This is a genomic window from Xenorhabdus taiwanensis (assembly GCF_036512875.1).
In the GTDB taxonomy this organism is placed as follows: Bacteria; Pseudomonadota; Gammaproteobacteria; order Enterobacterales; family Enterobacteriaceae; genus Xenorhabdus; species Xenorhabdus taiwanensis.
Map to the genome: position 1 here is coordinate 2,752,966 of NZ_AP028978.1, position 14,488 is coordinate 2,767,453.

The following is a 14,488-nucleotide window of genomic DNA, read 5'->3' on the forward strand; positions in this document are numbered from 1 at the left end:
GAAAATTCTACTGCGAAATTATTCAAGTTTATACCTAAACTGGCTTGGATAGTGGATGGTCATGTGCAAACGGAGCACCAGGCATGATTGTTTCCATACCTGATGCAACAGAATAAACCACTCTAAGGTTTTTCTGTTCTTACTGCTTTGCCACGTAATAGCTTCCTAACCCAAAAGCGGTTTGGGTGTAAAGCCGCTAATGTTTCATCATCAAGCGCTAGAGGTTCCCCAAAAATCTGGCTAGCCAATAATTCTGCACTTAAAGGAGCAGAACATAATCCACGTGAACCCAACGCACCAAGAACAAATAAGTCTGGGTAACAAGGAGATTCTTCAATGATTTTATTAGCGTTTATTTGCAGAGATAAATTTGCATATTTATCAATAAGTTCACTAAAAACAGGAACATTCCCGACCATTGGCATATGATCCCGAATGACACACCGGATACCCTGGCGAGACTTCTCTTCTGAAATGTCAACTTCTTGTGGCCAATCAACATCAGGGAAACATTTTAATAAACGATCTCGATTTTCTTGTTGCTCGATAGGAGAGTACAGCGTATCTAACTGATTGCGTTGATAACTGGCACCGATACAGTGATATTGGTTATTAGGATTAACGGGAGTCATGTAGCCATCGTAGCACAGTACATTTTTCAATTGGCTTAGGTTATCTGTAGTTGGAATATGGCTAACTTGACCACGAACAGCGGTTACAGGGAGTTTTTTAGTCTGTTCAAATTGTGGCAGACAGTGACCATTGGCAATAATAACAACTTTGTGATCCTTGCATTGCAGGTTTTCTTTGTGTTCAATCTGCAATTGCCAGCCGCTTTCACATTGGATGAGCTGAGTGACTTTATGATTAAAAAAGATCTGCATTCCATGTTGTTCAGCCAGTTTAATCACTGCTTGAGTTAGTTGTGCGGGGTATAACCATCCTCCTTGTGGATAGTGAATGCCACCATAATTCACATCTAATCCACTTACATGGCTTAATTGATTGCGGTTCATGCCGAGTGCAATTTCTTCTGGCCATGTTGTCCGTAGCATTTTGCTTATTTTATTCGCGCTTTTTTCATCATAAGCTAATTGGCTGACGCCACACCATTGATGATCGAACGATATATTTTCGTCAATTAACTGATCGTACTGGCGGCGGGCAAAAGTAAATGCTGATATAAAGAAGCGTTCTAATGGGTCGTCATTACCATTCAGTAAAGGATAAAGAGCCCCTTGTTGATTGCCGGATGCATTTTGGGCAGGTTGAGCATCTTGGCAATATAGCGTAACTTTGGCGCCACGGCGCAGTAGAGCAAGTGCAGTTAATGTACTAGCAATACCACCACCGATGATGGCAATATCATCAGTACAAGTAGCAGCTTTGCGAGAAAACCATGGTGTATAAGGTAAGGAAAGGGGATTACTTAATGGAGATAAAGTGCCCGTTAGCATCTCTCTTTTACGTCCAAATCCTTTAACCTTAATGACATTAAAGCCTGCTGCTTGTAATCCTCGGCGGACTATTCCGGCGGAGGTAAAGGTTGCAAAAGTACCTTCAGGACGACAAAATCTTGCCATTGCAGCGAACAACTGTTCACTCCACATTTGTGGATTTTTTGCTGGCGCAAAACCATCTAAAAACCAGGCATCAACTTTCCCTGTCAGGCTTGAAGTTATCTTCGGTAATAGATCATTTACATCGCCAAACCAAAGATCCAAGGTAATAGCGCCATTATCCAGAATTAATCTATGGCAGCCTGCCAGTGGTAAGGGCCATTGTTGGTACAATTGGGCAGAAAATTCCTTAAGTTCTGGCCAACGTTGGTGGGCTGTTTTCAGGTCAGTTGGTTTTAATGGATATTTTTCAAAACTGATATAATGCAGTCGTTTTAATGCAGCTTTAGGATATTGTTGTCTAAAATGAGAGAAAGATCGCCAAAGTGTCAGAAAATTCAATCCAGTACCGAACCCAGTTTCTGCAATAACGCATTCTGAACGGGGGTGTGTATTAAAACGTTGAGGAAAATGATTGCCTTGTAAAAATACATATAACGTTTCTTCCAAGCCATCTTGATTTGAAAAATAAACATCATCAAAATGCTCTGAAATGGGAGTACCCTGCTCATTCCAGCTTAGGGTTGCGTTGTTGATAGCACTGCTTTTCACAATAATGCCTGTACTGTTGATAACATTAATGTGTGGATTTTAACGGTCTTCATTTAGTTGCACCACCCATGGTAAAGATTCAGAGTTGAGTCCAGATCAATTTTTCCTTGAATTTTTAACCTGATCGGACTTGTTCGGCGTACAAGTGTACGCTAAAGTGCGGGTGAATAAATCCCGCAGGTAAACATATTGATGAGGTAAGTAATGAAACGTGCAGTGATCACCGGTCTGGGTATTGTTTCCAGTATTGGTAATAACCAGAAAGAGGTGCTGGAATCTCTGAAAGAAGGCCGTTCCGGGATAACTTTCTCTGAAAAATTTAAAGAAATGGGCATGCGCAGCCATGTTTGGGGTAATGTAAAACTGGATACTTCTGGTTTGATTGACCGCAAAACTTTACGTTTCATGAGTGACGCATCTATTTATGCTTATCTGGCAATGGATGAGGCAATTAAAGATTCCGGCCTGTCCGATGAACAAGTTTCTGACCTTCGTACTGGATTGGTTGTGGGTTCAGGAGGAGGCTCTCCCTATAACCAAGTCGCGGGTTCAGATGGCATGCGTGCTCGTGGGTTGCGTGGTGTTGGGCCTTATATGGTCACACGGGCAATGGCCTCTGGCGTATCAGCGTGTTTAGCAACACCGTTTAAGATCAAGGGAGTTAACTATTCTATCAGTTCAGCCTGTTCAACGTCGGCACATTGTATCGGTCATGCCGTTGAATTAATCCAACTCGGTAAGCAAGATATTATTTTTGCCGGCGGTGGTGAGGAATTAAGCTGGGAAATGGCTTGTGAATTTGATGCAATGGGAGCACTTTCCACTAAGTATAATGAAACTCCAGAACTAGCCTCCCGTACTTATGACCAGAATCGCGATGGTTTCGTGATCGCTGGCGGTGGTGGTATTGTTGTTGTTGAAGAATTAGAGCATGCATTGGCCCGTGGTGCGCATATTTATGCTGAAATTATCGGTTATGGGGCAAATTCAGATGGTGCAGACATGGTCGCTCCTTCTGGAGAAGGTGCTGTACGTTGTATGAAGATGGCATTAGATGGTGTTGAAGGTGGAGTCGATTACATCAATACCCACGGAACTTCGACACCAGTTGGTGATTTGAAAGAACTGGAAGCCATTAGAGAAGTTTTTGGTGACAATACACCCGCCATTTCCGCCACTAAAGCGATGACAGGGCATTCATTGGGTGCAGCAGGTGCCCATGAAGCGATTTATAGCTTGTTGATGTTGGAGCATGGAATTATTGCACCAAGCATTAATATTGAAGATCTGGATGAAAAAGCACAGGGCATGGATATTATTACTGAACCTACCGAACGCGAGCTAAGAACAGTGATGTCCAATAGCTTCGGGTTCGGTGGTACAAATGCATCCCTGGTGATGCGCAAGTATTCAAACTGATTTTTATTAAGGCGCCGTGATTTTATTGCGGCGTCTATTAATGATGCGCAGAACTGGTGGAATAATAATTACCAATACTGCCAGAATCAGCAAAACTTGTGTGATAGTACTACTCCATAGGATCTCAAAATCTCCATTGCTGATTGATAGTGCCCGTCGTAGATTTTGTTCCAGCATTTCGCCTAAAACGAAACCTAAGATCAATGGTGACATTGGGAAATTCATTTTTCGCAGTATGTAGCCGAAAACGCCTAACCCAACCATCAACATAAGATCAAAAGTGGTACTGTGGATAGCATATACCCCAACTGCGGAAACGATAGCGATTGAAGGAACCAAGAACCACATTGGAATACTCAGCATACGGGTAAATAGTCCAATCATCGGGATATTCATGATCAGTAATAAAATGTTGGCGATCAACAAAGCCGCAATAAGCCCCCAGACGATATTAGGCTGCTCGGTGAACATGGTCGGGCCAGGAGTGATGTTGTAAAGTGTCAAAGCACCCAGCATCACAGCGGTTGTACCTGAGCCGGGTACACCAAGAGTCAGCATGGGGATGAATGAACCGCATGCTGATGCGTTATTAGCGGCTTCTGGTGCAGCTACACCACGGATATCACCTTTACCAAATGAATCACTGTTACCGCTGAGCCGTTTTTCAGTCATGTAGGTTATTGCACTAGCAATTGTCGCCCCTGCGCCGGGTAATATCCCCACAAAAAAGCCGATCACTGAGGAGCGTAAGGTTGGTCCTACACACGTTGCCGCTTCTTTTCTATTGAATAGCAGGCGCCCTGTTTGTCTAATGACTTTCTGCCCCGCAGAAGTGCTCTCCAGCATCAATAAAATTTCACTGACTGAAAATAGCCCAATCACGACAACAATAAATTGGATACCATCGGAGAGGTGTACGTTATTAAAGGTGAAACGATAAACGCCGGTGTTCGCATCCACCCCCACGGTTGCTAAAGCCAAACCGATTAAGGCTGCGAGTAGTGATTTTATGGGATTTTGGCTCATCATGCTGCCGAGACAAGCAATAGCAAATACCATGAGTGCAAAGTACTCAGCAGGCCCAAATGCCAAAGACCACTGTGCCAAGAGTGGAGCAAATAAGATGATACCCATGATAGCTAAAAGTGAACCACAAAACGAACTAACAGCAGAAATAGAGAGTGCAACGCCCGCTCGCCCCTGTTTTGCCATCGGGTAACCATCAAGCGTTGTCATAATGGCCGCGGCATCTCCCGGTACATTTAGCAAGATTGAAGAGATACGGCCCCCATACTCACAACCAATGTAGACAGTTGCCAATAAAATTAGGGCAGATTCGGCTGGTAATTTTAACGCAAAAGCCAATGGCAGCAGGATTGCCACCCCATTTATGGGACCAAGACCAGGCAGTAACCCAACAACAGTACCAATAAAACAGCCTATCAATGCAATGAGCAGGTTTTTGGGTACTAATGCGACTTCAAAACCATGGCTCAGATAAATCCAGGTATCCATCATTGTCTCCTTAGCTGAGCCAACTGCCGACGGGCAGTGTGACCTCTAACAGACGATCAAAAACAAAAAAGAGCGAACTGCCGAGAAATACCCCAGAAATAATCGCGGCAAGAAGAGTAGCGTTAAAGAGCCGTGCCACACAGATAGTCAATAATGTGGTTGCTAGTGGAAAACCCAACCACTCAAATGACCATGCATAAATGGCTAGTGTGGCAATCAATAAAATTAAGCGACGTAACACTTGTGGTGTTGGCCAGTAAACAGGATCAGGTTTTTTAAGCAACAACAGTAAAGCACAGAGTGTCATTAATGAAATAATAGCAATTGGAAATGGACGAGGGCCTAGAGGTTCATAGCTATATTCGCTATGGATACCCCATCCAATGACCAACCCTATTCCACATAGCACCAGCCATACAGTCGCAAAGATACGATCGCTCATGATGCTACCCCTGTTATTTTGCTAAACCAAAGGATTTGGCCATTTCATGGTATTGAATAACTTGTTTTTTCACATAGTCATCCAGCTCTTTGCCAGTCATATTGAATTCAAATAATCCACGCAGTTCACGTTGTTTTTTGAATTCGTCAGTTTGTTGGAGTTTTTTAAAGGTATCTACCCACCATTGATATTGTTCATCAGCAACTTTTGGCCCCATATAAAAACCGCGAATAATTGGCCAAACAAGGTTATAACCCTGTTCTTTTGCTGTTGGAATTTTTGCCAGATCACCGTCCAGACGTTTCTCTGCATAAACCGCGAGTATGCGAATTTTATTGCCATTGAGATAAGGTAAAGTTTCACTTAGATCACCGGATACGACCTGAATATGATCACCCAGCAGAGCAGTGATAGGTTCTCCGCCACCTTCAAACGCGACATAGCGCATTTTGCGGGGATCAATACCGACTTCTTTTGCCAGTAATGCGGTTTTCATCCAGTCTTGACTACCGATGGAAGCACCTGCGCCAAACACAATACTATCGGGCGCTTTTTTAAAAGCCTCCATCAAATCTGTCAGTGTTTTGTAAGGAGAATCATCGCGCACAGCAATCATGCCGTAGTCTGTGCCGACACTGGCTAGCCAGCGTACATCATTGACGTTGTAGCGACCAAATTTACCTTGTGCAAGATTCAATAAGGAACCCCCAGAAAAGGCAACTATGGTACCGGCTTCACCAGGCCGTTGGGCAATAATGGCATTATAGGCAACCGCGCCGACACCTCCGGGCATAAATGTCACTCGCATGGGAGAGTCGATAGTTTTGGTTTCTAATAGTGAAATTTGGATGAGTTTACAGGTTAAATCAAAACCTCCACCAGGTTTGGCTGGTGCAATACATTCAGTTCTATTGGGAGCAGAAGTTGCAAAAGCGCAAGCACAAATAAACAGGCTTGCAGCGGTTAATAACGTTTTAAAAGTTCTCATTTTTATTCCTCACATAGCACCAGTAAAGGACATGAGTGATAAATTTCTGGCGCCTGTTTATTTATAGAAATGAAACCTTTCAATTACCTTTCATTAACAATAAAAGTTGTCTGGATGTGACTTTAATCGCTTAATTTGCGTAGTGTTTTACATAATCTTGTTAATTTTTAACAATAGGTATTATTCATGCGGCTCTTATTGGTTGAAGATCACCCAGAATTATCACATTGGTTACAAAAAGCGTTGAATAATGCTGGGTTTGTAGTTGATTTGGCGAAAGATGGTGTTGTGGCAGATCAGCTTTTGCAGACTGAAAATTATGCCTTGGTGATTCTGGATGTGGCTTTACCCAGATTAGATGGCTTGTCTTTGTTATTGCGGTTGCGTAAGCGTGGTCAAAACTTACCTGTACTGTTATTGACTGCGAAAACAGAGGTTACGGATCGTGTAAAGGGATTGAATTCTGGTGCTGATGACTATTTGACCAAGCCTTTTGATTTTCAAGAGCTGGAAGCGCGTATTCGTGCATTGTTGCGTCGCAGTTCATCTATACCACAAGAGGCACAGATATTTGGTTCGTTATCTTATGAAGGCGAAGGGTATTTTGTATTGAACAATGTCCCGTTGGCACTGACTCCCAGAGAGCTGTCTGTTTTAACAACACTATTTCATCGTCGAGGGCGTCCGGTTTCTAAACAACAACTGTTTGAGCAGGTATTCTCCCTGTCGGATGAAGCGAATCCACAAAGCATAGAACTGTATGTTCATCGGTTGCGGAAAAAATTACTCAACAGTGATGTAGAAATAAAGACATTGCGTGGGTTGGGATATCGGTTGGAGCGGTTAATATAATGAAATATCTAACAATACCACGGTCGTTATTCCACCAATTATTGCTGTTCTTTGGTGTACCACTACTGTTACTGGGCTGTGCTTCTGTCTATAGTCAGTATATCAGTGTGAAAAATGCTGCAATGCTGGCTTATGACAGAACTCTGCTTGCATCAGCAAGAACAGTCGCTGAACGCTTGGCTGTTCGGGATCAGAACCTGATCGTTGATGTACCTTATGTTGTCTTGGACAGTTTCGAGCGCAATACAAATGATCGCCTGTACTATCAGGTTATATCGCCGGAAGGAAAGACGATTTCCGGTTATGGCGACCTTCCTCGAATACCGCAAAACATCCAGCGTTCACCCTTGTATACAGCATTAGCCTATTTTTATAATGCGCAATACCAGGGGCAATCTATACGTGTAGTGGGATTATATCAACCGGTCAATGAAGGCAACATAATGGGAATGGCATTGATATTGGTGGCAGAAACTGTGACTTCTCGCCAATATATGGCTAACCAATTGTTGTTATCTTCGTTAATTAATCAGGGAGCAGTTGTATTATTGACATTACTCCTTGCTTACATTCTGCTCAAACTTCTGCTTAAACCGTTGCGAAAACTTTCAGGCATTATGAGCCTCCGTTCTGCTAATGACCTAACACCATTACCAAATATTTTACCGTGGTCCGAACTGGTTCCATTACTGCAATCGTTTAACCGATATATTGGGCGGTTGGAATTAATGGTTGGACGCCAAGAGCGATTCAGTGCGGACGCTTCTCATCAACTGAGAACACCTTTAGCAGTATTGAAAACACAGCTTGCAGTAGCACGTGGTAATCAGGATCCAGAACAACGGGATAATATACTGACGGCGATTGATAACAGTCTGGATAGCATGATATTACTGACTGATCGCCTATTGCAACTTTCACAGCTTAAGGTGCATGAAAAAGAAGCAATACAAAATTATCAGCCAGTCAATATCGTGGAACTATTGCAACAAGTCTGTTTTTCTCGTTTACAGCAAGCAGAAAGCAAAAATATTGATTTAGGTTACGAAGGGGAAGAAGCCTTATGGATCAGAGGAGACCCGCTATTGTTAGCTGAAATGTGTGCCAATTTGCTGGATAATGCCATCAAATATACCCCGCAAATGGGAGTGGTGACGGGAAGAGTAAGCATCATGGCAGATAAAAAACAGGCTTTCCTTGAAATCGATGATTCAGGGCCGGGTATCGCTCAAAAAGATATTTATCAATCGCTTATGGCGTTTAACCGCTTGGACAACGCTGCCGGGCTGGAGGGGACGGGATTAGGGTTGACTATTGTTAAAGAAATCTGCCGATACCACAGTGCCACACTCCAGCTTTTACCCAGTGAGGTATTGGGTGGATTATTGGTGAGAATTATATTCGGGCCTTCTATGGGTGAGCGGGGTGCGTAACTGTTGCGCAAGTATCACACCAACTAAAACAATACCTCCTCCAATTAAGTGGTAACTGTGCATTTCTTCATGGAGAGCCACGATAGCAATGATGGCAGTCAACACGGGCGCCAGATTCATAAAAATAGCAGTCATGTTTGCGCCAATGCGAATGACACCCTGTATCCACAAATAGGGGGCAAGAATGGATGCGGGAATGCCAGCAAACAGAACAAGAGAAATATTATCGGCCGTTAACTGAATATCATCTGTCATCATAAAATTGGGTAAAAGCAATAAAACGCCAAACCCAATTTGTACATAGAGTGATTGCCAATTAGATAATGGAATTGCCCAGCGTTTGGTTAAAACCCCATACAAGGCATAAGAAGCTGCTGCAATAAACATCATCACCTCTCCAATGCCCAGACCGTGTTGCAATAGGGAAGATGGCTCTCCTTTGCTGACCAGCCACACAAGGCCGAATAGAGACAGCACGGTGCCGAGGGTGATACCAACAGTAGGGGTAGCCCGCAAGGCAAAGATGCTGATAATGACAGTTAATAATGGTATCAATGAAGTGAAAATGCCGATGATGGTCGCGCTGACGGTGTGGGCCGCATAATAGGCCAGGCTTTGGTTAAGCACCATGCCCAAAGAACCTAAAATCAATAACTTCCACCAATACTGAGCAACGGTTTTCCGTTGTTTAAGGGTTGGTAATAAGATAAAAGGCGTCAAGACCAGAAAGGCAATAAACCATCGGTAGAAAGCAATTGTAGCCGGCTCAATAAGGGTGGCAGCAGCTTTGCTGACAACGGCATTGATTGACCAGATCAGTACAGCGACAAGGGGAAATAATAAATTCTTCATTAGGCTAGATATTTATGTCAGTGTTTCGTCTGATTAGTTTAGCAATGACTGATTTATTATATATATTGATAATCAGACAACAGATATGGCAATTAAGACAAGATATTTACCCTTTATTATTTTATGGATAAAAGATGACGGAAGTAAAAATGATAGAACGGGTGGAGACGAATCAAGCTATATTTCAACCAATCATGCCAAATATACTCTCTTTTCGTAATGAGACACTGAATGCTGATACGGAATGTCGGTTACATACGCATCCTTTTGGGCAATTAATTTATGTCGTTTGTGGGGTAATGGAAACGCAGGTAGGCAAACAGCGTTTTCTGGCTCCACCGGAATTTTGTATCTGGATACCGGAAAATACCGCCCATTCGAGTTATAACCGGAAGGCATTGCAGTTTTGGATAATCGATATTTCTCCACAATGGACTGATATCTTACCGCAACAGCCTTGTATTATCCGATTGAGTAGCATCTTTAATGCCATTATGGCGGATTTTTTTGAACGAAAGATCTGGCAGCCGGAAACAGAAAAAGATCGACGGTTAGCACAAATATTGATTGATCAGTTGGAATTGTCACCAAGACAATGTACCTACTTACCTTCTTCAAAAGATAAGTTGCTCGCTCCGATATTACAGATGTTGGAACGCAATCCGGCGGATAATACCTCTTTAGCTGAGTGGGCCAAAAAGCGTTATACCTCAGAGAGGACTTTATCGCGGCGCTGTAAGCAGGAGTTAGGAATGTCATTTAGTGAATGGCGGCAACGGTTACGTTTTCTGTATTCCATATCCTTATTAGAACAGGGGAAAAGTATTCACGAAATCGCATTTGATATAGGGTATAGCTCATCATCAGCTTTCATCGTCATGTTTCAGCAAATTGCAGGCACAACACCAGAACGTTTCAGAAAAGGCTAAGAGCATATAGGTTTTATGTGGATAAAATGGCAGAATAATGGATCACGCCCATTTAAGCCATTGGATGAGAAAAGTGAAAATCTTAGTTGATGAAAATATGCCTTATGCTGAGCAACTCTTCCAGCAATTAGGTGACGTGCAGGCAATTCCGGGGCGCCCAGTGCCTGAGGGAGTTTTGGAACATGCTGATGCCTTTATGGTTCGATCTGTCACTAAAGTCAATGAATCTTTATTGCAAGGCAGTTCGGTGAAATTTGTTGGAACTGCCACTGCGGGAATGGATCATGTTGATCAGCAATGGTTATCTCAGGCAGGGATCGGTTTTTCCGCCGCTCCTGGATGTAACGCCATTGCCGTGGTTGAGTATGTATTTTCGGCATTGATGCTATTGGCTGAGCAAGATCAATTTCAGCTTAAAGATAAAACTGTCGGTATTGTCGGTGTTGGCAATGTCGGAGGTCGATTAGCTGATCGACTGGCGGCTTTGGGCGTGAAGACGTTATTATGCGATCCCCCCCGTGCAGATCGCGGTGATGAGGGGGAGTTTTGGCCTTTAGAAAAATTAGTGCAAGAAGCGGATATTCTGACTTTCCATACACCTCTTAATTACTCTGGCCCATACCAGACTTATCATTTGGCTGATGCAGAATTACTTTCTGTATTACCGGACAACCGTATTTTAATTAATGCCAGCCGTGGTGAGGTGGTTGATAATCAAGCGTTACTTTCTGCGCTGCAAAGTGGGAAAAAGTTACGTGTAGTGCTTGATGTTTGGGAACCAGAGCCTGACCTTTCTCTACCCCTGTTAGCTTTGGTTGATATTGCGACTCCACATATTGCTGGCTATACCCTGGAAGGCAAAGCACGGGGTACAACTCAGGTTTTTGAGGCCTATTGTGAATTCCTGGGGCAACCTCGCAAGACGCAGTTAGCTGATCTGTTGCCGACACCAGATTTCAGTCAGGTCACAGTACAGGGGGAAGTGACACAAAGTCTCCTCAAGCGTTTAATGCATTTAGTGTATGATGTGCGCCGTGATGATGCACCTTTACGTCAGGTTGCGGATCAGAAAGGTGCTTTTGATCGATTACGCAAATACTATCCAGAACGTCGGGAATGGTCTTCCCTGACCGTACATTGTGACTCAGAAGAGAGTGCTCAATTACTGTCCAGAATTGGGTTTAATGCAAAAGTGATTTAATACAGGCAGGGATTCTTGTCTGTCAGCAAAATACAAAGAAGTGGAGAGAACCAACATGTCAGAAGGTTGGAATATTGCGCTCTTGGGTGCAACGGGCGCAGTAGGTGAAGCGATATTGGCGTTATTACAGGAACGTCAATTTCCAGTTGGTGAACTGCATCTTCTTGCCAGTGAACAAAGTGTTGGAAAGATCCAGCGTTTTAACGGAAAAAACATCACGGTTCGTGATGCGGCAGAATTTGACTGGTCACAGGTACAACTCGCTTTTTTTGCCGCGACGATGGAAATAACTGCACAACATATTGAAAAAGCAACAGAATCTGGTTGCCTGGTGATTGATAGCAGTGGCTTGTTTGCAGCAGAGCCAGATGTGCCTTTGGTTGTTCCGGGCGTTAATCCTTATGCATTGGCTGAATATCGTAACCGTAACATCATTGCTGTGGCAGATAGTTCAACGAGCCAGGTTCTGACCGCCATCAAGCCATTGATCGATACGGCTGGCATTGCCCGTTTACATTTGACCAATATATTGCCAGTTTCTGTTTATGGCAAAACAGCCATTGATGAATTGGCAGGGCAGAGTGCGCGTTTATTAAATGGCATTCCACCAGATGAAGGCCGTTTCAGCAAACAATTGGCTTTCAATTTATTGCCTTTATTGCCTGATGCAGAAGGTGTGGTGCGCGAAGAGCGTCGTATTGTCGATCAAATTCGCAGAGTATTGCAGGATGAAGGATTGCCAGTTTCCGTAAGCTGTGTCCAATCTTCGGTTTTCTATGGCATTGCCCAAATGGTGAATTTGGAGACATTGCGTCCGGTTGGGATAGAAGAAGCCCGTAGTGAATTTGAACGCCTTGAAGATATTCAGGTTTCAGAAGAGGGTGATTATCCGACTCAGGTCACTGATGCTTCGGGCAGTGATAGCTTAAGCATAGGCTGTCTGCGCAATGACTATGGTATGCCAGAGATGCTGCAATTCTGGTCAGTTGCCGATAACATCCGTTTTGGTGGCGCCTTGATGGCGGTTGAGATCGCCGAGAAACTGATGCAGGAGCAATTTTACTGATGTCTGATACAGAGCTGAGTCAGTCTGTGCCAGAGGCAAAAAAAGTGAAAATTGCACTGGGGATTGAATATGACGGCAGTCGATATTATGGTTGGCAGCGTCAGCAAGAAGTGAAAAGCGTACAGGAATGCCTGGAAAAAGCCCTGTCGAAAGTCGCGAATGAGCCGATTTCAGTTTCTTGTGCGGGAAGAACGGATGCAGGAGTACACGCGACTGGGCAGGTTGTGCATTTTGAAACCTCAGCCCAACGTAAAGATGCTGCATGGACAATGGGAGTAAATACCCATTTGCCACCAGATATTGCAGTACGTTGGGTTAAAACGGTGGATGATGAATTCCATGCTCGTTTTAGTGCAACAGCTCGCCGTTATCGCTATGTGATTTTTAACCATCGCTATCGTCCGGCGGTATTGGCGCACGGCGTCACGCATTTTCATTATCCATTGGATGAGAAAAAAATGCATGAAGCGGCACAGAGCTTATTGGGAGAAAATGACTTTACCTCTTTCCGGGCAGTGCAGTGCCAGTCCAATTCACCGTGGCGCAATGTGATGCATGTTAACGTTAGTCGATACGGGCATTATATTGTCGTGGACATTAAGGCGAATGCCTTCGTTCATCACATGGTGCGCAATATCGTTGGCAGCTTGCTGGAGATTGGTTGTGGTAACCAGAATATAAACTGGATGGCTGAACTATTGGCGTTAAAAGACAGGACAAAAGCGGCAGCAACTGCCAAGGCTGAAGGCTTATATTTAGTTGCTGTGGATTATCCTGAGCGTTTTGGTTTACCTGAACCCATTATGGGACCTCTGTTTCTGGAGAATAATTAGTTTCTGGTAAATCATTTAATCTGACATTTTCGAATAGTGACAGGGATGTTTGGTCATAACGAGGAATATTATGGAGTTTTTGACTCATTTTGTTGATTTTACGAAATTTATTGTCGATTTTATTTTACACATTGATGCTCATTTAGCTGAGTTGGTTGCTAGTTATGGTGATTGGATTTATGGCATCCTATTTCTGATTATATTTTGTGAAACAGGTTTGGTGGTCACGCCATTTTTGCCAGGAGACTCCTTGCTGTTTGTGGCTGGTGCACTATCTGCATTAGATACCAATGATCTGAATGTACACATCATGGTGGCTTTAATGATTACGGCCGCGATTATTGGTGATGCTATCAACTATACCATTGGCAGAATTTTTGGTGAGAAATTATTTACTAATCCCAATTCAAAGATTTTTCGCCGCAGTTATTTAGATAAGACCCATGAGTTTTATGAAAAACATGGCGGAAAAGCAATAATCTTGGCTCGGTTTGTGCCAATTATCAGAACGTTTGCCCCGTTTGTTGCGGGAATGGGGAAAATGTCTTACCGTCACTTTGCTGCTTATAATGTAATCGGTGCATTTATCTGGGTGCTATTATTCACTTATGCCGGTTATTTATTTGGTGATATGCCAGTTATACAGCAAAATCTGAAATTATTGATTGTTGCAATTATTTTTATTTCTATTCTGCCTGGCATCATCGAAATTTGGCGTCATCGCCGCGCTGCATCGAAAAAAGCAGCAGGCAGTGCAGTAGATAACTAGAAGATAGATAAACCGATA

General features: G+C 43.3%; 13 protein-coding genes. 8 read left to right on the forward strand and 5 right to left on the reverse strand.

Going from position 1 to position 14,488, the window contains the following annotated elements:
* Positions 1-122: 122 nt before the first annotated feature.
* Entirely contained in the window at positions 123-2,171 is a 2,049-nt protein-coding gene (mnmC, locus tag ACE1SE_RS12615) for a bifunctional tRNA (5-methylaminomethyl-2-thiouridine)(34)-methyltransferase MnmC2/FAD-dependent 5-carboxymethylaminomethyl-2-thiouridine(34) oxidoreductase MnmC1 (RefSeq protein WP_374051194.1), read from the reverse strand.
* Positions 2,172-2,375: 204 nt separating this feature from the next.
* On the opposite strand from mnmC, the gene fabB reads away from it, so the two are divergent.
* Positions 2,376-3,590, forward strand: a complete 1,215-nt coding sequence (fabB, locus tag ACE1SE_RS12620) for a beta-ketoacyl-ACP synthase I (RefSeq protein WP_374051195.1) — start codon at positions 2,376-2,378, stop codon at positions 3,588-3,590.
* A gap of 6 nt (positions 3,591-3,596) precedes the next feature.
* Here the strand turns inward: fabB and ACE1SE_RS12625 are convergent, their stop codons facing one another.
* The 3 genes from ACE1SE_RS12625 to ACE1SE_RS12635 are packed head-to-tail and all read right to left on the reverse strand — an operon-like array spanning position 3,597 to position 6,535.
* Entirely contained in the window at positions 3,597-5,105 is a 1,509-nt protein-coding gene (locus tag ACE1SE_RS12625) for a tripartite tricarboxylate transporter permease (RefSeq protein WP_374053666.1), read from the reverse strand.
* Positions 5,106-5,115: 10 nt separating this feature from the next.
* Positions 5,116-5,547, reverse strand: coding sequence for a tripartite tricarboxylate transporter TctB family protein (locus ACE1SE_RS12630; protein ID WP_374051196.1), 432 nt, complete (start codon positions 5,545-5,547; stop codon positions 5,116-5,118).
* Positions 5,548-5,560: 13 nt separating this feature from the next.
* Positions 5,561-6,535, reverse strand: a complete 975-nt coding sequence (locus ACE1SE_RS12635; protein WP_374051197.1) for a Bug family tripartite tricarboxylate transporter substrate binding protein — start codon at positions 6,533-6,535, stop codon at positions 5,561-5,563.
* A gap of 186 nt (positions 6,536-6,721) precedes the next feature.
* Here ACE1SE_RS12635 and tctD point away from each other — a divergent pair, with 186 nt between their 5' ends.
* On the forward strand, positions 6,722-7,387 hold the full coding sequence (gene tctD, locus ACE1SE_RS12640; protein WP_374051198.1) for a transcriptional regulator TctD: 666 nt from the start codon (positions 6,722-6,724) through the stop codon (positions 7,385-7,387).
* Positions 7,387-8,820, forward strand: coding sequence for a sensor histidine kinase (locus tag ACE1SE_RS12645; protein ID WP_374051199.1), 1,434 nt, complete (start codon positions 7,387-7,389; stop codon positions 8,818-8,820). The genes tctD and ACE1SE_RS12645 overlap by 1 nt, the downstream gene beginning before the upstream one ends.
* Here ACE1SE_RS12645 and ACE1SE_RS12650 read toward each other — a convergent pair.
* Positions 8,770-9,672, reverse strand: a complete 903-nt coding sequence (locus ACE1SE_RS12650) for a DMT family transporter (protein ID WP_374051200.1) — start codon at positions 9,670-9,672, stop codon at positions 8,770-8,772. The genes ACE1SE_RS12645 and ACE1SE_RS12650 overlap by 51 nt on opposite strands.
* 149 nt (positions 9,673-9,821) lie before the next feature.
* Between ACE1SE_RS12650 and ACE1SE_RS12655 the strand changes: the two genes are divergently transcribed.
* From ACE1SE_RS12655 to ACE1SE_RS12675, 5 genes are all read left to right on the forward strand, one after another.
* On the forward strand, positions 9,822-10,601 hold the full coding sequence (locus ACE1SE_RS12655; protein ID WP_374053667.1) for an AraC family transcriptional regulator: 780 nt from the start codon (positions 9,822-9,824) through the stop codon (positions 10,599-10,601).
* 73 nt (positions 10,602-10,674) lie between these two features.
* The gene (gene pdxB / locus ACE1SE_RS12660) at positions 10,675-11,802 is read left to right on the forward strand and encodes a 4-phosphoerythronate dehydrogenase PdxB (protein ID WP_374051201.1); all 1,128 of its coding nucleotides are present in this window, start codon (positions 10,675-10,677) and stop codon (positions 11,800-11,802) included.
* A gap of 55 nt (positions 11,803-11,857) precedes the next feature.
* Entirely contained in the window at positions 11,858-12,868 is a 1,011-nt protein-coding gene (locus ACE1SE_RS12665) for an aspartate-semialdehyde dehydrogenase (RefSeq protein WP_374051202.1), read from the forward strand.
* Positions 12,868-13,701 carry a tRNA pseudouridine(38-40) synthase TruA gene (gene truA / locus ACE1SE_RS12670; RefSeq protein WP_374051203.1) on the forward strand — a complete coding sequence of 278 codons (834 nt, stop codon included), beginning with the start codon at positions 12,868-12,870 and terminating at the stop codon, positions 13,699-13,701. Before ACE1SE_RS12665 ends, truA begins: the two co-directional genes overlap by 1 nt.
* A gap of 70 nt (positions 13,702-13,771) precedes the next feature.
* Positions 13,772-14,470, forward strand: a complete 699-nt coding sequence (locus ACE1SE_RS12675; RefSeq protein ID WP_374051204.1) for a DedA family protein — start codon at positions 13,772-13,774, stop codon at positions 14,468-14,470.
* Positions 14,471-14,488: the final 18 nt, after the last annotated feature.